The organism is Candidatus Defluviilinea gracilis, from assembly GCA_016716235.1.
GTDB classification, from domain to species: domain Bacteria; phylum Chloroflexota; class Anaerolineae; order Anaerolineales; family Villigracilaceae; genus Defluviilinea; species Defluviilinea gracilis.
Genome location: JADJWS010000001.1, coordinates 1,461,221 through 1,480,200 on the forward strand (window position 1 = coordinate 1,461,221; position 18,980 = coordinate 1,480,200).

14 protein-coding genes are annotated in these 18,980 nt (G+C 54.1%); 5 read left to right on the plus strand and 9 right to left on the minus strand.

The window, feature by feature from the left end:
* Positions 1-222: 222 nt before the first annotated feature.
* The gene (locus tag IPM31_06885) at positions 223-2,562 is read left to right on the plus strand and encodes a PAS domain S-box protein (GenBank protein ID MBK9006705.1); all 2,340 of its coding nucleotides are present in this window, start codon (positions 223-225) and stop codon (positions 2,560-2,562) included.
* Between the two features lie 119 nt (positions 2,563-2,681).
* Here the strand turns inward: IPM31_06885 and IPM31_06890 are convergent, their stop codons facing one another.
* Together IPM31_06890 and IPM31_06895 are read right to left on the minus strand one after the other, a co-directional pair.
* On the minus strand, positions 2,682-3,470 hold the full coding sequence (locus IPM31_06890) for a hypothetical protein (protein MBK9006706.1): 789 nt from the start codon (positions 3,468-3,470) through the stop codon (positions 2,682-2,684).
* 2 nt (positions 3,471-3,472) lie between these two features.
* Positions 3,473-4,030 (minus strand): RNA polymerase sigma factor, encoded by a 558-nt coding sequence (locus IPM31_06895; protein MBK9006707.1) that lies wholly within the window; start codon positions 4,028-4,030, stop codon positions 3,473-3,475.
* A 462-nt stretch (positions 4,031-4,492) separates the two neighbouring features.
* On the opposite strand from IPM31_06895, the gene IPM31_06900 reads away from it, so the two are divergent.
* Positions 4,493-6,130 carry a GAF domain-containing protein gene (locus IPM31_06900; protein MBK9006708.1) on the plus strand — a complete coding sequence of 546 codons (1,638 nt, stop codon included), beginning with the start codon at positions 4,493-4,495 and terminating at the stop codon, positions 6,128-6,130.
* A 103-nt stretch (positions 6,131-6,233) separates the two neighbouring features.
* Positions 6,234-8,714, plus strand: coding sequence for a glycosyltransferase family 39 protein (locus IPM31_06905; protein MBK9006709.1), 2,481 nt, complete (start codon positions 6,234-6,236; stop codon positions 8,712-8,714).
* A gap of 95 nt (positions 8,715-8,809) precedes the next feature.
* Here the strand turns inward: IPM31_06905 and IPM31_06910 are convergent, their stop codons facing one another.
* Both IPM31_06910 and IPM31_06915 read right to left on the minus strand, forming a co-directional pair.
* Positions 8,810-9,364, minus strand: a complete 555-nt coding sequence (locus IPM31_06910; protein ID MBK9006710.1) for a hypothetical protein — start codon at positions 9,362-9,364, stop codon at positions 8,810-8,812.
* 152 nt (positions 9,365-9,516) lie between these two features.
* Positions 9,517-11,007 carry a sulfatase-like hydrolase/transferase gene (locus IPM31_06915; GenBank protein MBK9006711.1) on the minus strand — a complete coding sequence of 497 codons (1,491 nt, stop codon included), beginning with the start codon at positions 11,005-11,007 and terminating at the stop codon, positions 9,517-9,519.
* A gap of 101 nt (positions 11,008-11,108) precedes the next feature.
* Here IPM31_06915 and IPM31_06920 point away from each other — a divergent pair, with 101 nt between their 5' ends.
* Complete coding sequence (locus IPM31_06920; protein ID MBK9006712.1) at positions 11,109-11,636, plus strand: lysophospholipid acyltransferase family protein; 528 nt, start codon at positions 11,109-11,111, stop codon at positions 11,634-11,636.
* A 28-nt stretch (positions 11,637-11,664) separates the two neighbouring features.
* Positions 11,665-12,498: a DUF3800 domain-containing protein gene (locus IPM31_06925; protein ID MBK9006713.1), complete on the plus strand. Its 834-nt coding sequence runs from the start codon at positions 11,665-11,667 to the stop codon at positions 12,496-12,498.
* Between the two features lie 120 nt (positions 12,499-12,618).
* On the opposite strand, the gene IPM31_06930 is transcribed toward IPM31_06925, so the two are convergent.
* The 5 genes from IPM31_06930 to IPM31_06950 all read right to left on the minus strand — a co-directional run bounded on the left by IPM31_06930 (position 12,619) and on the right by IPM31_06950 (position 18,889).
* The gene (locus IPM31_06930; protein MBK9006714.1) at positions 12,619-14,238 is read right to left on the minus strand and encodes a hypothetical protein; all 1,620 of its coding nucleotides are present in this window, start codon (positions 14,236-14,238) and stop codon (positions 12,619-12,621) included.
* A gap of 6 nt (positions 14,239-14,244) precedes the next feature.
* Positions 14,245-15,099, minus strand: coding sequence for a hypothetical protein (locus tag IPM31_06935; GenBank protein MBK9006715.1), 855 nt, complete (start codon positions 15,097-15,099; stop codon positions 14,245-14,247).
* Positions 15,100-15,186: 87 nt separating this feature from the next.
* A complete protein-coding gene (locus tag IPM31_06940; GenBank protein ID MBK9006716.1) occupies positions 15,187-16,068 on the minus strand; it encodes an N-acetylneuraminate synthase family protein in 882 nt (293 codons plus the stop codon).
* 14 nt (positions 16,069-16,082) lie between these two features.
* Positions 16,083-17,669 (minus strand): hypothetical protein, encoded by a 1,587-nt coding sequence (locus tag IPM31_06945; protein ID MBK9006717.1) that lies wholly within the window; start codon positions 17,667-17,669, stop codon positions 16,083-16,085.
* Positions 17,666-18,889 (minus strand): acylneuraminate cytidylyltransferase, encoded by a 1,224-nt coding sequence (locus IPM31_06950; GenBank protein MBK9006718.1) that lies wholly within the window; start codon positions 18,887-18,889, stop codon positions 17,666-17,668. The genes IPM31_06945 and IPM31_06950 overlap by 4 nt, the downstream gene beginning before the upstream one ends.
* Positions 18,890-18,980 lie beyond the last annotated feature (91 nt).

Consider the following 18,980-nt stretch of genomic DNA (forward strand, 5'->3'; position numbering starts at 1 on the left):
CCTGCGCCGCCTTCGAGGCAGGTAGAAACGCTCTTTTCTCTATGGCAAAAATGACTTTTGCAAGACGCCTATTATATTTGCAATGGCGAAGTCTAACAATGGCTGGTCTGCGCCTCTGTATCGTGTACAATACATTAATCAAATCAATGGACAACTCGGCTGGTCCATCTCGGCATTGTATCCCAGAAAAAGATCGCTCATTGCCGACCCACGAGATATGCAATGGAATGGCTCCAAAAGCATCGAAAACAAATCCTGTATGTGATTGGGTACTCTGCGCTCGCCGTATTTTTAGATTTGGCAAGCGGGGCATTTGTCCTCCAAACGGGACTCGCCATCTGTTACCCTCCCGCTGGTTTGTACCTGGCGGCAATCCTTTTACTGGGCTGGCGGGCATTGCCGTTGGCGTTCATCAACCCTGTTTTTTCAGTGCTGGTTACGCTTCACTCCCCGGACATTCCTCTCATCGCGGTGATTGGCATCGGGCTTGCGTCCATGGTTTCGCCCGCCATTGCGCTTTCCCTGCTGAGAAAATTTTCCCCTGCCGCGATCCGTCTGCAAACCGTGCGGGATGTGGCGGGGTTCTCCTTCGTCTCGTGTTTTGCCGTTCTGGTCGAATGCCTGATCGCCGCCTCCGTCTATGTGCTGACCGGGCTCAGCGCGTGGGAAGCATTCGGCACAATCGCAACGGGCTGGTGGATCTCCAATGTCATTCCCTATCTTACGCTGACGATAGTCATCCTCCTATGGCGGCAAGGACGGACTTCTCGTGAGTTCTTATCGGATTACCGGACCAAGAGCCAGGCAGTGTTGATTTTGGCAAGCATGCCGTTCGCCATCCTGATCGCTTTCTCTACAAAAGATGACATATCAGTATCGCGCTTGTACGTGGCGCTCCTGCCCATTCTGTGGGCGGCTCTGATCGGCGGTATCACTGGCGCGGCATGGGCGTCTCTGGTGATGACCGCGGGCATTCTTGTGTTAGCGCCGGGTTTGATGATCGAACCAGAACTCATTGTGGAGGCGCAATTCTTCCTGCTTGCTTCCACGCTGGCTGGGTTGTTGACCGGGGGCATTGTTACAGAACGCCGACAAGCAGAATCTGCCTTGCGCGAAAGCGAAGAAAAGTACCGCGCCATTTTTGAGAATGCCATAGACGGTATTTTTCAAAGCTCGCCCGAGGAACGCTTCCTCAAAATCAACCCCGCAATGGCGAATATGTACGGGTTCGAATCGCCGGAGGCGATGATCTGCGAGGTCACCGATATCGCAACCCAATTGATTGTGGAACCGCGCCAGAGGGATGAACTCGCTCGCCGCTTGGCGGCTGGCGAACAGGTTGCCGGTTTTGAAATGCTCAATTATCGCAGAGATCGATCTACGTTCTGGATCTCCATGAACATACAAGCCGTCCGCGACGCCGGGGGAAACATCCTGTATTACGAAGGCACCCTGGAAGATATTACCAAACGCAAACAAGCGCTGGAAGCCATCATTGCCAGTGAAGAAAAATACCGCTCGCTGGTCGAAAACCGCGAGATCATTATCATGACGATCGACCTCGAAGAGAAACTGCAATTCATGAATCACACGGCGGAAGGCTACAGCCTGGAACAAGTGCTAGGCTCAAGTATCCATGATTTCATATCGCCGGAATCCCAGAGCATGGTGAAGCGGAAGTTCAGGAATGTGATCGAAAATAAAAAGGCTGAGGCTTATGAATTGCAGGGACCCGGCGCGCACGGTCCTCAGACGTGGTATTCCACCAACGTCAGCCCCATTTTTGCGGATGGGAAGGTGGTCGGCTTGACGTTGTTGACCATGGATATTACCGAGCGTAAGCAGGCAGAAGCCGAACAGGCGCGTTTGATCGCGGAACTCGAAAGCAAAAACGCGGAGTTGACGCGCTTCGTCTATACGGTATCGCACGACCTCAAATCTCCGCTGGTCACGATCAACGGCTACCTCGGCTATATCGAAGAGGATGCGCGCTCCGGCAACCTGAAGCGATTAATGCGGGACACCCGCCGCATTCAAGACGCCACCAACAAAATGCACGCGCTCCTCACGGAACTGCTCGAACTTTCGCGCATCGGACGAGTGATGAACGCGGCTGAAGATGTTCCCTTTGCGGATATCGTAAAAGACGCGCTGGAGATCACGCGCGGGCAATTGGAATCAAGACGCGTCACGATTCGGATCCAACCCGACCTGCCCACAATCCATGGAGATCGCCAGCGCCTGATCGAAGTTTTACAAAACCTGCTGGATAACGCCGCCAAATACATGGGCGCGCAACCCGAACCGCAGATCGAGATCGGGCAATACGGCGAAGTGGACGGCAAGTCCATCTTCTTTGTCAAAGACAACGGCACCGGCATCGCGCCTGAATATCATGAGCGCGTCTTCGGCTTGTTCAATAAACTCGATTCGTCGTCGGACGGCACAGGGATCGGGCTTGCCCTCGTGAAGAGAATTATTGAGGTGCATGAAGGCAGAATTTGGGTGGAGAGCGAGTTGGGCAAAGGCTCCACATTTTATTTCACTCTGCTGGCGAAATAGAATCCAAGCGGTTGGCTTGATGATTAGACTGTATTGGCAATATGGAAAACCGCCCCGAAGGTTGGCATCGAAAAAGCCTTCGGGGCGGTTGTTTCACAATTGGGCGCGGTTTATTATCCCTAGCGAATCCCTTCCGCTAGTTTGATAAGATCGTCGCGGGTGAGGTTCATGCCGTTGTAGACCAGTTCAAAGATGGCGACATCATTCTTCCAGCGCAATGTCTTGGCAAAGGGGATTGGGTTCCAGACTGGACCGCTGTCGGTCAATTCCCAAACGCCTTCCACGTACTCGCCTGTCAGGTCGCCGATCTGCGCGGTTTGAATATCGGCGCTGTTGCCAGCCAGGTTGCCGCCCAGCATGGTTTCGCATGGTTGGCTGATGTCGCCGCAGGGCGCGTAAAATTCCAGCGGCTGTTGCCAGAGCGAGAGTTCGGTAAACTCCGCGCGTGGACCAAACGCCTGCGCCACGATGTGATATTTCTCGTCGTAGGATGCGCCGACAAATAGCATGCCAGCGGGCGCGTCTATCGGGCTGAGAACGTCGTAGCCCGCCAGCGCTTCCGCTTCTTGCACTGAATATTTGAAAGGCGACTCGGGCGAGGTTGGCGCGGGCGGAGTCTTCTGCCAGTCTTGAAGCGGATAGCTGTCTTGATCGGCGCGCGCGAAGAATTGGAAAATGTTTTGCGCGAAGGCGCGTCCCTGCGGGGTGATGAAGGCGAGCGTCAGCATGGCGATGACCGCCAGGGTGGCGTAGGCGAGGCGCGATTTGATTGCGTTCATTTTTGCTCCTTGTTGGATATGGCTCTCAACCAGGCGGGCTTTCACGGTCTGCCACAGGCGAATTTCGGAAGCTGGGATTTTGTTTTCCAACGCATCCTGTAAAAGGGTTTGGAGGCTTTTCTGATCCATGATTATCTCCTGTCGTCGGCGATCAATTCACTCAGGCGTTTGCGCGCGTCTCTCAGCCACCATTTGATGGAACTGAGCGGGCGATCCATCTTTGCGGACATGTCCGCTTCGCTCATGTCGAGGTAGTAGCGCATCGCGATGACGGCGCGTTGTTCGGGCGGCAGGCGTTGGATGGCTTGCAAAATATTTTCGCGCGCCTGCTTCGCTTCCAGCGTTGGCTCAGGCTGGGGAGCCGAATCAACTAACAGCGCGGAAAGAGCCGAAGCGTCTTCATCCAGTTCGTCCAGCGAGGCGTGGCGTTTCATCCGCTTGGCGAGTTTGAGCGCGTCGTGGACGACGATGCGGAAAAACCACGGGGGAAAGGGGCGCGTTTCGTCGAATTGATGGATGCGTTCGGCGATTTTGACGAACGCCGACTGCGCCGCATCCTCCGCCGAGGCGCGCTCTTGCGTGATTAAGTATGCGGTATGCACCGCCTTTGCCTGATAGCGATTGACCAGCGTTTCGAGACCGTTGAGTTTGCCTTGTTTGAGTAGCGCGATTGCGATTCGATCTTCCATGCACGGACCTTTCGGGAGAATTCTCTACTTATATTATCCGTTCGAGCGGGAAAAGATAGCGGGTTTTCGCTGTAGTAGGCAAAACCGTTTTGTTGGACGCAGACCCTTGCACCGCCCGCAAGGGCAGATGTAAACGCTGATTTCGCTGATTCAAAAGAAATAGGATTTACGCAATTGAGCCTGTTGCGCCACTGCCCGCCAACTGCGTAAGTCCTGAGAAAGAAAATCTGCGTTTTCTGCGTGGATCAGCGTCCCAATTTTTATAGTGTAAGGTAATCTGGCGATTGATACAGTTCGCTTTGCTGATGGATGATGAGGCGCGAAGTGTTGCAATACTAAATTTGGGCTTGAAGCCGCGTCAACTGTGCAGTAAGATAATGCCGGAACAAAATGATTTGTCTCGATTATAAAACCACGGCGCTTCTCAACTCGGCGGCAACGAAGGACTTTTGGCGTTAACCCATGCGCTCTACGGAAAACTCTCAGTCTCCAGATACCACCTTTCTGGAGATCTTCGACAAAAACCCGGTGGCTATTGTTGTTTCTAACGCGGCGGGGCAGGTTGTTTTTGCGAACGCGCAATCTCATCGCTTGCTTGGTTACGAGGCGGGCGAGTTGATCGGAATAAGCATCGAGCAGTTGGCGCCCGAGAATATCCGCGTTGCGCACGAGCGCAGTCGCGCGGCTTTCAACCAAAAACCCTCCGCCCGCCCGATGATGGGGCGGGAACTCACGGCGCGGCGAAAAGATGGCGGGCTGTTTCCGGTCGAGATCGGGTTGGTGCCGTTGACGTTGGGCGCGGATACCCTCATTCTGGCTTCGATCATGGAACTGACCGAACTCAAACAGTTGGAGCAGGAAGCCAAACGACGCGCCAGTGAAGTGACCCTGCTCTACCGCCTGGGGCTGGCGCTTGCCAGCGGGGATGATCTGTATCACGCCCTGCGCGCATTTGCGAATGAGTTGAGGCAGGTCATCAGCGCGGATGCCTTTCACATCGGGTTGTACGATTCGGAAACCGATATTTTTTCTTATTCCCTCTTCCTCAATTTGGATGAAGATATCCAGCCGCCATCGCGTAAATTGCTCGAGAAGCCGGGGCTGGCGGCGGAGGTTATCTCCGGCAGGAAAACGATCTATCTTGAAGATATTAACGATCCCCAAGTACGGCGCGACCATCATATGCTCGTGATCGTCGAAGCGCCGGTCCGTTCGTATCTCGGCATCCCGCTTGTGTTGGATGACCGCGTGATCGGAATTATGTCGGTGCAATCGCTTCAACCTGGGGCGTACTCGCAAGAGCAGATCCGCCTGTTGGAAACCATCGCAACGCAGGTTTCCATCACCATCGAGAAATCGCGTTTGCTCGAACAATTGCAACGGGAACTTGCCGAACGCAGGCTGTTGATCGACGAACTGGAGAATAAGAACGCGGAACTGGAACGGTTTACCTACACAGTGTCGCACGATCTCAAGTCTCCGCTGGTGACGATCAGCGGCTTTCTTGAATTTCTGGAGCAATCTGCCGCAACAGGAGATATGGCACGGTTCAAGAAAGATAAGAAGCGCATACGAGACGCCGTCAGCCGCATGCAAGACATGCTTGGCGAACTGCTCGAACTTTCGCGCCTGGGCCGCGTTATGAACGAACCAGCCAGCATCCCTTTTGGCGACTTGACGCGGGAGGCGCTGGAACTGGCGCGCGGCAGGGTGGATGAAAGAGGGATCGTTGTGTACATTCAGCCAAACCTTCCCTCCGTCCGCGTGGATAAGCCGCGCCTGATCGAAGTTATGCAAAATCTGCTGGATAACGCCGCCAAATATATGGGCGCCCAGGCAAAACCTCGTATCGAGGTGGGGCATCAGGGCGTGGAGGACGATAAACCTATTTTCTTTGTGCGCGATAATGGCATGGGAATCCCGCCTGAGCATCACGAGCGCATCTTTGGGCTTTTCAATAAACTCGACCCTACCAGCGAGGGCACGGGGATTGGGCTTGCCCTGGTGAAACGCATCATCGAATTGCACGGCGGCAGGATTTGGATCGAGAGCAAAGCGGGGCATGGCTCCACCTTTTATTTCACCTTACCGCGCGGATAGTTTTCTCCAGCCGCTCTCGCCCATGGCTTGGGCTACATTGCAGATTAGTTAACCGGCATCTCGAAAAAACGGCGGGTGATACAATCGAATTCTAAGGCAACCTATGCCACCTACAAAACGCAAACCCAAACCACAGCCCAAGAAAACCTCCAAGCGCCGCGCGCGGACCGCGGGCGAGTTTGAGTTTTCGATCAAGCCCGGCACAAAAACCACCTTTACCATTGAAGCGGGCAAAGAGAAGGCGGGAGAGGTGCCCGTGCGCATCCGCGTGGAGGGAGGGAAAGCCCGCCGCCTGGCGACGCAGGCTCAGGCGCGGAAAGAAGCGCCTGCCTGGAGGAAGAATCTCAGCCGCCTGGCGAATATCCAAACAGAATCGCTTGCGAAATGGTTGTTCGCCGGCGCCATTGCGCTATATCTCGCCACGCGTCTCATTGGGCTAAGTATCTACCCCATCTATTTTTTCACCGACGAAGCGTTTCAAACCCAAGCCATGGATGAACTCATCCGCATGAATTACCGCGATGTGGATGGGACCTTCCTGCCAGCCTATTTCGGCAACGGCATGGGCTTCACCGTGTATTTACAATGGCTTCCGCTGTTGCTTTTTGGCAAGTCGGCGGTGTTGACGCGCGCCGTCTCGACGGTGGTGACGGTGATCGCGGCGCTGGCTGTGGGGATCATCCTGCGCGACGTTGCGCGCGTCAAATATTGGTGGGCGGGGGTGATCTTCCTCTCGTTCACGCCCTCGTGGTTTTTGCACTCGCGCACGGCATTCGAAACGGGCGTGTTCGTGGCGTTTTATGCCGCCGCGTTTTGCTGTTACCTGTTGTACCGCTATCGATCTCCGCATTATTTGTATTGGACCGCCCTATTCGGCGCGTTGGCATTTTACTCGTATAACCCCGCGCAGTTGATGGTGCCGGTGACGGCGGCGCTCCTGCTCGTTTCAGATTGGCGCTATCACTGGGAACAGCGCAACACCGTGTGGAAGGGCGGTCTCCTGCTGGCGTTGCTGGCGATCCCCTACCTTCGTTACCGCATCGGGCATCCCAATTCGCCGGGCGATCTTTTGCACTTGCTGGGTTCATATCTCGTCAGCGATATGCCGCTGATCGATAAGGTGAAGTTGTACATTTCGGAATATTTCTTTGGGTTGAGCGCGTACTACTGGTTCATTCCCAACGACCGCGACCAGATCCGTCATATCATGAAGGATTATGGTCACATCATGCTTGCCACGCTTCCGTTTTTCATTGTGGGGTTGGCGCACATTCTGCGAAACCTGCGCGACTCGGCGAACCGCGCGCTCCTGCTCATCATACTGGTGTCGCCCATCGGCGGCGCCATGGTGCAGATCGGCATCACGCGCAGTCTGGTGTTCGTTGTGCCTGCCGCGATCTTGACCACGCTCGGGCTTGAACTCGTTTTACGCTGGATCGAAAACCCTGCGGAAGCGTTGCAGGATTCAGAACCCGCCTCGCCCCCGACAGTGAAACGGCTTGCCCTTTTCCTCGGCATTTTCCTCGCTTGCATCTTCCTCATTAGCATGTTCGAGAAAAGTATCGACCGGCTCTTTGTCGTCGCATTGGTTGGGCTGTTCGGCGCGCGCGCTCTGGGATTGTTTTCATCGCTCAAGCGCTGGGCGCGAGGCTGGTTCCCAACCTGGAGATTGCCCTCCACGGTGATCGCGCTTCTCGCGTTTGCGATCTTGGCAGGCGTGAACATCTACGTTCTTGCTGACGCGTTGAGGAACGGTCCCTTCTGGTGGAAGGACTACGGCGAAACCCAATACGGCTCATTCCAGATCTACGACATCATCGAAAAGTATCATCAGGAACACCCGCAGGATCGGATCATTTTCACCTCCAGTTGGGCGAACGGCGCGGATATTTTGAACCGCTTTTTCATCGGCGACCAGTCGTGGCTCGACGGCGGCAGTATCGAAGGCTACATTCAGCGCAAATTCCCCGTAGACGAGAATACCGTGTTCATTATGGTGCCGTTGGAGTACTCGATCGCGACCGACAGCGAGAAACTTACCGACATCCGCCTCGAAAAGACCGTCGCATACCCCGACGGTTCGCCAGCCTTCTACTTTGTGCGCCTGCGCTACGTAGATAACATCGACGAGATCTTCGCGGCAGAGCGGGCGGTGCGCGCCGTGTTGCAGGAATCGGTGGTGAACCTCAACGGGCAGGAGGTGGGCATCCGCTTCTCGTATTTGGATGCCGTGAGCCAATCTGAAACGATCCCCTTGATCTTCGATGGCGATGAATACACTTATATCAAAACGCTGGAAGATAACCCGTTCGTCATTGAGTTGAGCTTCCCCGCGCCGATCACGTTGAACGGCTTTTCGCTCATGATCGGCTCGGCAAATATACGGGTGACGCTGACTGCCAGCAATGAGTCGGGCGCGGAGCCGGTGACGTATACCTTCGAAGGGAAAGGGTCGGAGAATGAGCCGGTGCTATCCTTTGATCTGCCGCAACCGATCAACGCGCAAGTTTTGCATATCGAGGTATTCGACCCGTTCTCGCCGCCCCCGGCGCAGATCCATATCTGGGAACTCACCCTGCGCTGAGTTGAGCATCGAGTTTAGGTTTTGCCTGCAAAAATAAACCGGGATGGAGTATTACTCCATCCCGGTTACATTTTAAGACTGGACGCGCGTCAACGCTAAGTGTATTCCCGCCCGCAATACAATTCACTGACGATCTCGAAATCGACCTCCCAACTCTCTGCCGCAGACGCAACTTCATCCAGCGTGTCGCCTGGTATGAAGGTCGGAAAACCATCGCCCACAAACAATACATCCGCGCCGGCAATTTGCCCGTCTGGGCAAACGAGCGGTTGGGGCGCAGGAGTAGTAGCCTCTGGCGGAGCGCCCCTGTGAGGGATGGTCACGTAGAACATCTGCCCAGCGAGATAGATGATGGCGGTCTGCCCGGCGAACTGCGTCAGCCCGCCCTGGGCGTTGCACACGATATGTTGTTTATCCGTTGTCACCCAGCAGAACAGGTCGTATAGATCGGAGCCAACGTAGATCGAAGCCCCTTTGACATCCCGGGTGCGATGCCCCGCCGCGGAAAAAATATAAACGATTCCCTTGCCGTACACGTAGGCGCTTTCTTCGTAGGCGATCCAATCGGCGGCTTGGGCGCGGGTGGTGCGCAGACCCAGTAACGAGGCGGTGACGACAAATGCCATCAAAAATAAAAACAACTTTTTCATATCGAGCGCTCCTTTTCGGATGATGATCGGCTTTTGACCGTCATCAACGTGACCAAATAGGAGCGCGGTAGGTTACACGAGAATACTTGCAATCACATTGCGCATTCGCCGGCGCGGGCGAGGCAGGCTGAAGGTCCGGGATGAAGCGGGGCTTACTCGCAGTCATTTGGATAAAGCGTCAGCCGCTCATGATCCTGATTCGGGGCAAAGTAACTTTCATCTGCCAACAGGGGAAGATGCGACTCGAAATACCGGTTCAACACGACGCGGAAACTGTTGACCGGTGAGATGGTTGGATACAACGCCTCAGCCGATTCGACGCCGGGCAAGTAGTACGCGTTCAGGATGGGCATGCGCGCGGCGGGGTCGTTCGTCAGGTCGGGCGGCGGACCGTGATCGCCCTGCACGATGATGACCGGCGGAATTTTCGATTTGGATTGAAGCGCGTCTATGACTTGCAGGATTTCGCGGTTGATATAAATGATCTGGTTGATGTAGGCGTTGACGATCTCTTCGCGCGACGCGGTGTTCACGTTGATCTCCAGCCATTCGCCGTCCGCGCCGAACGAGAATGGCGGATGCGGGATGACGAAGTGCGCGAAGACAAAATACTTTCCCTCGCGCGAGGGTATCTCTTTCAGCGTTTGAATCATCGAGAGGACGCGCAGTCGGCGGGCTTGGCTGTACGGCGTGGTCTTCGAGGTGAGGCGGTCGTAGTCGGTCGCCGCGCGGAGCATGGTGGTATCGAGGAAGAGGGTTTCAAACTCGGTGAGCGTGGCGAACGATTTGCCATAAGCGGGGTAGATGTCTGCGTCCGTCCATTCGGTCATGCTCCAGCCGGTGGGAAATGCGACGATGGAATATCCACGCTCCTCGAACGCCGCGCGAACTGCGCCATGCTTCAGCAGTGAAATACGTTCGGCATCGTCCGTTGCGCCGAGGGTGTTGAGGTAGTCGTAATTCAGTGAAGATGCCAGCGAATACAGCGTGTGGGCATAGTTGCTCTGACTGCACTGCGCCACGTAGAATCCGCGTGCTTGCAAGGCGTTGATGAAGTCGCTGTTGTCGAATCCGTATTCGCGTTGCAACACATCCTGCCGCCCGTAACCGTCGAGGATGATGTAGTAGACATCGGGAGAGTTCGAGTTGGTTGTCGCAACAGCAGAAGAATTTTTCGACGATGTATCTGAGACGGATTGACGAATGAGCGTTGAAGAAATAGTCAACGATGGATAGATCAATAGAAAGATCGAAATAAGGTTCAGGGGATACGTGAACGAGGTCGGTTGTTTGACCCTTCGGACGATCCAGAAAACGAGAAATGCCCCAAGAATGCAGAAAGCGGGGAAAAGGATTCTATGGCGGAAAAGTCCAATCCCCAAAACGGATTCGCCCTCGAAGGCGGAATAGACTTGCCCGTAGGAAAAAAATAAAAAGAGAAGCGATGCAGACGCAAGGGCGGCGCGATGCGGGTCGCGCAGGAGGCGATGAAGAATCCAAAAGAGAATCCCAGCCAGCGCAAGCGAAAACGCCAGCGGACGCGTCATCTCGCCGATGAAGATCTGCCCAATGTTGTTGGCGGTCAATGAGAGGACGGAAAATAGCGCGAACAGGATGGAATAGAGGGGATATTTTTTGAGCATGTGCAGCGCTATTTTACACGGGAACAGTGTACAATCTGCGTATGACAATTTTCAACACGCCCATCCTCAGCAGAATATTTCATTACCTTGCCCGCTTCTTTATGAGAGCTTTCGGCTGGCGCGTAGAGGGGACGCTCCCAGACCTGCCGAAATATGTGCTGATCGGGGCGCCACACACCTCCAGTTGGGATTTTTTGCTGTTCCTCGGCGTGATCTTCATCTTGAGAGCCAATGTTAAGTTTATGGGTAAGGCTGAGTTGTTCCGCTCGCCGTTTGGCTGGTTCTTCTATTATTGCGGCGGCGTGCCGGTGGATCGGAAAAAACCCGGCAGGCTGGTGGAGCAAATGGTGGAGGCGAGCAACAAGTCTGCGCGGTTTATCCTGACCATCGCGCCCGAAGGGACGAGGCATCACGTGACAGAGTGGAAGCGCGGTTATTATCACATCGCCAAGGGCGCGGGCATCCCCATTGTGATGGCAAAGGTGGACGGCAGGCAAAAGACCGTGCATGTGGGAGAAACCTATCATCTGACGGGAGACGCCGAAGCCGACTTAAAAGCCATCCCCAATGCCTTCGAGGGTTTGGTGGGCATCAACCCGCGCAGGAAATACATCACGTTGAAGCAGTGAGGAATCTTCTATCGATTAACGGTGAATCATGCGGGATAAGGAATATATTCTTTTCTGCGACGAATCAGACAGACATGGCAAGTATTACTCCAATTTTTACGGCGGGGTGATTGTTGGCTCATCTCAGTATGAGCGCATTACGGATCGGCTTAATAACACAAAAGCCGATTTGAATCTTTATCAAGAAGTAAAGTGGGAAAAAGTTACGGAAAAATATCTTACGAAATACGAGGAGTTGATACGCGTTTTCTTCGAGGAAGTTTTCCATAACAACCTCCGTGTCCGTATTATGTTTCGCCAAAACGCCCATCTGCCGCGCGGTCTTAGTCGGGAACAGGTTGAGTGGGAATATTACCTGCTGTACTATCAGTTCGTCAAACACGGTTTTGGGTTGGAACACAGTTCGGAAAATATCCGTCTGCGCCTATATTTTGACACGTTTCCCGACACCGCTGAAAAGAATGAGCAATTTAAAGGTTTTTTGCTTGGCTTAACCAAAACCAAAAAATGGGAGACGATTGACATCAAAAGGGAGAATATCACCGAGGTCCATTCGCACGACCATGTTCTTTTACAGTGTCTGGATATCGCGCTTGGCTCGATGTCTTTTCGTTTGAACGATAAGCACAAGGAAATACCCAAAGGAGCCAGGCAAAGAGGGAAAAGAACAGTCGCAAAAGAGAAGCTGTATAAATCAATTCTTTCGGAGATTCGCAAAATTCGCCCCGGTTTCAATATCGGCGTAAGCACGAGAATTGAAACGCTTTCTGACAAATGGAGATTGCCTTACATGCACTGGTCATTCGTTCCCAGTGATGAGACCTTCGATTCGACCCTGACAAAGCCGCGTCGTAGGAAATAAAAAAAACCCCGCCTGACCTACATCAGTATCTGACGCATAACGTCAGACTTCGGTCAGACAGGGGAACATCTAAGGTCATTATAATAGGTTGTAATAATTTGTCAAATCTTGCTATTTTCATCATCGTCCCTTCAACAAAAAATCTTCGCCCTCCAACACGCCATCCAAAATCACTTTCACCGCATCAGACTCCAGCAATTCATTCAACGCAAACGATTTCAATTTCGCCTGCGTTGTGCGCACAGACGGTTCGAGAAATTCGCCGAACGGCAGAGACGTTCTGAACAATTGATAATATAAAAACCGTCGCGCGTTGCGTTTGAACTCAGCGGGGACTTCGATCTTTTCCGCATCCAAAAATTCTTTCATCTTTCTTCTTACCTCGTCCACCGTCTGCGGGAAGAACACGGTGGGATATTGCGTAAATCTCGCCTTGCCCGCGCACAATACCGCCGCGCCCATGATGGACGCTTCGAGTCCGATCGTGGAGTTGTAGACCATCACGAACTTGGATCGTTGGATCAACTCGTACGAACTCAACGCCTCGCGCGGACCGACGAACACTACATTCGGTTCACTGCGGACCTTGCGGCTGTCTACCCATCCTTCAACCGTCTCGCGGCTCGACTTCCGCGCGCGCAATTCATCGGGGTGCGCGCGGATGACGAACAACGTATCGTGATGTTCTTTGATGACTTCCAACGTCATATCCAGCCAATCGAACATATCTTCAAAGACCGTGTTCGCGTGCGGCTGACTGGTGTCGAAGATGACATTCGTAAACACAGGGACGATCTGCTTGAACTGCGCGGCTTTTTGTAAAAACGACTCGTCGAGTCCCTGCATGTCTGCCCAGAATTTGATGCCCGCCATGGTGAAGTCGCCTTGAAAACGCTTGGCGAGATAGGCGTCGAGTTTGGAGTTTTGCTCATCGTTCAATTCAAATTCATCGGGAATATGAATTGGATACGCCGTCGCTTCGCCATCGGTGAAATATGCGGATGCGGGTTGAAGTCCCACCTCGTGCGTGATGACGCGGATTCCGCGCTGTTGCGCCACGTAACGCGCCGTCGCTTCGGGGAAGAATTGTCCGTTGAAGACGATCACCGCGCGCGGTTTTGTCTCATCCAGGAATTTTTCAAACTTCTGCGCCACATTCCACGCGGACAAGATGTATTCTCGCAAAAGATAACGCGTGTTTTCATCATCGTTCAGGTGATGGATTCGTAAAACCCAACGCAAGGCGGGGAGGCAGAGTGCGCCGAGGGGGAGATTTTCAAAGTGGAAAGTGGAAAGTTGGAGGATTGAGAGTTGCGAGAGACGAGTTTCGAGTTGCGAGTCACGCTCGAAACCAAACCACTCAACTTTTGACTTTTGACCTTCAACCTTCGACGGTACCCCCGCATACAACGCCCGCGATTGACTGACACACGTCTTGCACGGCATCTCTTTGTGCGGATGATCCCGGTTCGTTCCCAACACGCATTTGCTCATGCCAGAGTTGCACACAAAATACGCGACCGGGATTCCCTTCAACCGTAACGCCCACGAGGCGAGCAGGTGAAATCCGCTGTTCCATGAGAGATCGTCAATGCCGGTGGAGGCTTTGAAGAAGACGACGGGTTGTTCCTGCGCGGGAGGCGAGTTACGAGAAACGAGATTCGCTGTGCGCGCGATCTTGAGGTTGTTGAACCGGCGGACGAGTCCGCGATAGATTCGTTGTTTGAAAAATTCTTTCATTCCACCCTACCAATCATTCGACTTTTCATACCCCAGCCTCATCACCAAATCGCCCGCGACCTCTTTGAATAACGATTTATGCTCCGCAGTGAAAAACTCGCGCCAGCCGCCGGTCTTGCCCGAACGGAAGGTGTGACTCTTCTTCGGCTGAATCGCCTCCACCAAAATTGGAATCGCTTCCTCGCGCGGGGTTGGGATTCGGTAACCGGTCTTTTCCACCTCATCGAGCATGGAGTTGAGAGTCGCGTCGCGGTGGTTGATCAGATCCTCAAAGCGGAGGCACATCACACCGGGTGTGTTCAGCCACTCGAACACGCCTTCGTATCTCTTCTGAACGCTGACCATTTTGAGTCCGTCGCGGTCAATGCCGGTGATGGCGACCTTGAGCCGTTCGCCGAAATCGGGGAGCGAGTTGTAATAGTCGTGCATCCCGTGTTCTTCTTGCATGTCGGTCGCGAAGAACACTTGCGAAACGAGCATATCGCGCGGGTCGCGATAAATAAAATAATTGACTCGATTCGGCTGGCACAAAAACCCAACATTTTCTTTTGTCGCTTCCACATATCCCCAACCGATCACGCCAAGAGGCAAATGGAGCAAATCAGCAAGGATATCATCTGCTGTCCGTCGTCCACCGTCTTTTCTGATCGTGCGGATCGGCTCCGCTTCCACGTACTTGTACGGCATGATCCTTGTAAAGCCGTTCAAAATTTGCAACAGCAGGTGCGATCCGCTCTTGGGCTTGGAGTTGCCGAAGATGGGCGGCGCGTCGCCGAACGAAAACCGCTTCCACCGCAGGATGGATTGGGCGGTTTTGCCGGCTGGTCGCAATGCGCGTCGGAGTTGTTGTGCAATACCCATGAGGAAAAATTTACCACAAAGGTCACAAAGGGGCACGAAGGTTTTAAAAGCCCTTTGTGACCTTCGTGTCCTTCGTGGTAAGAAGGTTTATTCGTTCACAACCCTTCTCAATTTTTTCAACGACCCCTGTTCGGAGGCGTACACTTTTTTCACGCCGTCGCCGAGCGAGGCTTCGGTGGTGCGGATGTATTTCACGAGTCGCTCGAAGCCCGCAGGTTCCACGCTCGCGGCTTGATCGGAGCCCCACATGGCGCGGTCTAATGTGAGATGACGCTCCACCATGCACGCGCCGAACGCGACGGCAATGGCTGTTGGGATGAGTCCCACCTCGTGACCGGAATATCCGATTGGGATATTCGGATATTTTGCGCGGAGCGTTTCGATCATCTTGAGGTTCAACTCCTCCGGTTCGCACGGATAGGTGCTGGTGCAGTGCATCATCACGAGGTCTTGCTCGCCCGCGATCCCGATCCCTTTTGCGATCTGCTCCATCGTGGACATGCCCGACGACAAGATCAGAGGCTTGCCGGTCGCTCGCGCTTTGCGAATCAGGTTGAAGTCGGTGAGAGAAGCGGAGGGGACTTTATACGCGGGCGTGTCGAACTTCTGCATAAAATCCACCGACGGCTCATCCCAGACCGAGACCATCCAATCGATTTTCTTTTCGCGGCAATAGCGGTCGATCTCGGCGTATTGTTTTTCGTCGAACTCGACCTTGTAACGATATTCGAGATAGGTGATGTAGCCCCACGGCGTCTCGCGCATTTGATTCTTTTGTTCGGGCGGCGTGGCGACATCGGGTGTACGCTTTTGGAATTTCACCGCGTCCGCGCCGGCGTGGACGGCGGCGTCGATCATCTTCTTCGCAATGTCGAGGTCGCCGTTGTGATTGATGCCGATCTCGGCGATGATGTACGCGCGTTGAGCGTCGCCCACCGCGCGGTTTCCAATTTTTATTTCACGAGTCATTTTTTCTCCAGAGTTTATTGTGGCGGCGTGAGGTCCGTCACTTCGATAAAGTCGAACGGGACATTCCAGCGGGAATAATAATGCAAATCGGGCAGAAGCGCGTACTTCGTTTTGAAGTATTGATCCAACACGACGCGAAAGGAATTGACCGGCGAGATCGAGGGATACAGCGACTCATAATTCCCGTCGGGGAAATAATACGCGTTGAGGATCCCGAATCTTTCCGACGGGATGGTATTCTCCAGCGACCCCCAGTGGAGATACGCCCCCGGCCCGTGATCGCCTTGAATGATGATGATCGGCGGCGTGTCTGACCGCGCAAGGATCGCGTCGATGGCTTGAAGCGCGAGGGTGTTCACGTATTGGATCTGCCTGCGATAGCCGCCGATATATCCGCCGCGCGAATGTTCCGAGATGTAATAGTTCGCGTCGAACAAGGTAAACGGTTCGTCGTGATTGATGACACTGCCGTCTTTGTCGAACACGAACGGCGGGTGTGGCGCGATGATGTGAGCGTAGACGAAATAATCGCCTTGCAGTGACGGGGCTTGCTCCAATTCATCGAACGTGGAGAGGATGTGCTGGCGGTGAGTCTCATACGGCATCTCGACCAACGCGCGATGGAACGCGGGGATATGATTCAACACCCGCGCCATGCTGTGGTCAATGACGATGCTTTCGAACGCGGTGACCGGCTGTGTCAGCGGAGAACTCGAATCTTCGTAATACACATCCGCCGTTGGGATGGTCGCTTTGTATTCGTTCTCGAACGAGACCGTTTTGTAGCCGTTCTGCGCCAGAACCGCGCGGACTTCGCTGTAATTGAGAATCTCGATCAGGTCGGCGCGATTATCGGGCGTGTTGCCGTTCACTTTCAAATCTTGCAAGTAGTTCATGTTGAACGACGAACTCAGCGACAGCATCGTTTGGATGTAATTGCTCGAGGCTTGATCCGCCACATAGAATCCGCGCTCGCGCAGGGCGTTGATGAACTCCGAGTTGTCGAACTCGTAGAACTCCTGCAGAATATCCTGCCTGCCGTAGCCGTCGAGGATGATGTAATAAATATCCGGGCGCGGCGTGGCGGATTCAACTTCCGTCACGGTTACGGTTCGCTCCGAGGGATTGAACGAAATTTCATTCTCGCGCACATGGTTCGTCACTTGCACGCCCGTGTTCGCCAACAGCAGGATGCTCAGTAAATTGAAATACAGATTGACGACAATGAGATTCTTTACGCGCTTTTGTAACAGCCACATCCAGACGGACATGATCAACGCGGCGGCAAGAAATACGGCGAAATCGGAACGCGCGGGACCCAGCGAAAAAGTTTTGCCCACCCAATCGGTCACATCGCCGAAGAGAAAGAAAATAAAGATGAACGGCGCGGCGATCAGCGCGGATTTCATTGCGTTACGCAAAAAAATATATAACACGCCGAACGCCAACAAAACGAATGACAGCGACACCAGCAAAGCGCGAACCGTATCCGCAAAACTCAATTCGTCGAAGTTGAGCAAATACAATTGCAGAATCGGCTGGACTGCGAACAAAAACGGCGCGAACAATCCCCGCTCGAACATTACGAAAAGTTTTTTCACGCCCGCGCCTTCAAGATCAGGTCGCACAACTCGCGCACCGCGCCGTGACCGCCCGCCTTCGTCAACACATGATCGGCGGCGCGAAGTACTTCGGGATACGCATCCGCGACTGCGACCGCCCAGCCCGCGATCTCGAAACATGGGAGGTCGTTCCAGTCGTTGCCGATGAAGACGACCTCTTCCGCCTGGATATTTTTTTCGGCTAGGATGTCTCGCATCTGTCGCCCTTTGTCCTGCAACCCCACCCCATGCACCGCCTCCACCCCCATCTTTTTCGCGCGCGCCGCAACGACCGTGTTGACCTCCGACGAGAGGATCATCACGTCAATGCCGATCTCGCGCATCTGTTTGACTCGCATGCTGTCAGCCCGCGAAGCGACGACAGTCTCATGCCCATCCTGATCTGTCCACACGCGGTTGTCGGTGATGACACCATCGAAGTCACAGATGACCAGCTTGATGGTGGAAGGCATCGGTCGGCGCGTTTTGCCCGGCGTGACCATGTCCAACTCGCCCGTCGAAACGAGATGTTCGTAACGCGCCCAGTCTTGCAGGTTGTCAATGTCCACCGTGTAGCGCGAGTCGATGATGATGGGATAGATCACGCCGCCGCTCATCGAGCCGCCTTTGGTGATGGTCTCCGCGCGGATCGCGTCAATGTGACCGGTCTGCCAATAGATGGGAGGAAGGATTTGTCGCGGCGCGTTGTATGGCTCGGCAATGCCCGGCACGTCCAATAAATTTTTCATTGGGCCGTTCTCGCCGCTGATCCGCCACATCTTATGCGGGTTCTGCCCGGCGGACACAACTCCGCGCACGCTGTCGGCTTCTTTGTGATTCAGCAAAACGTTTATCGCGTCGTCCACCAACCCGCGCGGGCGGATGGGCGAAGTCGGTCGAAGTTGCACAACGATTTCGGGGTGATAGTTTTCGTGTTCCGCCAGCCACGCCAAAGCGTGTTCAAAGACCGGCAGATCGGTCGTGTTATCTTCGGCAAATTTTGACGGGCGCAGGAAGGGAGTCTCCGCGCCGAACTCGCGCGCCACCGACGCGATCTCTTCGTCGTCCGTTGACACGATGACGCGCGTGACGAGGCGCGATTGCTTTGCCGCGGCGATGCTCCACGCAATGAGCGGATAGCCCGCAAAGTTGCGGACGTTCTTGCGCGGGATGCCTTTCGAGCCTCCACGGGCGGGGATGAGGGCGAGTGATTCAGTCATTGGTTATCAGTGAGCAGTTATCAGTGAGCAGTCATCAGTGAGCAGTGATCGGTAGGCAGTGATCAGTAAACTGATTACTGATCACTGTTTA

What these genes read in the sequence shown, in the direction of transcription:
- IPM31_06885 (MBK9006705.1), top strand. Translation starts at nt 223, where the DNA reads ATGGAATGGCTCCAAAAGCATCGAAAACAAATCCTGTATGTGATTGGG.
- IPM31_06890 (MBK9006706.1), bottom strand. Translation starts at nt 3,470, where the DNA reads ATGGATCAGAAAAGCCTCCAAACCCTTTTACAGGATGCGTTGGAAAAC.
- IPM31_06895 (MBK9006707.1), bottom strand. Translation starts at nt 4,030, where the DNA reads ATGGAAGATCGAATCGCAATCGCGCTACTCAAACAAGGCAAACTCAAC.
- IPM31_06900 (MBK9006708.1), top strand. Translation starts at nt 4,493, where the DNA reads ATGCGCTCTACGGAAAACTCTCAGTCTCCAGATACCACCTTTCTGGAG.
- IPM31_06905 (MBK9006709.1), top strand. Translation starts at nt 6,234, where the DNA reads ATGCCACCTACAAAACGCAAACCCAAACCACAGCCCAAGAAAACCTCC.
- IPM31_06910 (MBK9006710.1), bottom strand. Translation starts at nt 9,364, where the DNA reads ATGAAAAAGTTGTTTTTATTTTTGATGGCATTTGTCGTCACCGCCTCG.
- IPM31_06915 (MBK9006711.1), bottom strand. Translation starts at nt 11,007, where the DNA reads ATGCTCAAAAAATATCCCCTCTATTCCATCCTGTTCGCGCTATTTTCC.
- IPM31_06920 (MBK9006712.1), top strand. Translation starts at nt 11,109, where the DNA reads ATGAGAGCTTTCGGCTGGCGCGTAGAGGGGACGCTCCCAGACCTGCCG.
- IPM31_06925 (MBK9006713.1), top strand. Translation starts at nt 11,665, where the DNA reads ATGCGGGATAAGGAATATATTCTTTTCTGCGACGAATCAGACAGACAT.
- IPM31_06930 (MBK9006714.1), bottom strand. Translation starts at nt 14,238, where the DNA reads ATGAAAGAATTTTTCAAACAACGAATCTATCGCGGACTCGTCCGCCGG.
- IPM31_06935 (MBK9006715.1), bottom strand. Translation starts at nt 15,099, where the DNA reads ATGGGTATTGCACAACAACTCCGACGCGCATTGCGACCAGCCGGCAAA.
- IPM31_06940 (MBK9006716.1), bottom strand. Translation starts at nt 16,068, where the DNA reads ATGACTCGTGAAATAAAAATTGGAAACCGCGCGGTGGGCGACGCTCAA.
- IPM31_06950 (MBK9006718.1), bottom strand. Translation starts at nt 18,889, where the DNA reads ATGACTGAATCACTCGCCCTCATCCCCGCCCGTGGAGGCTCGAAAGGC.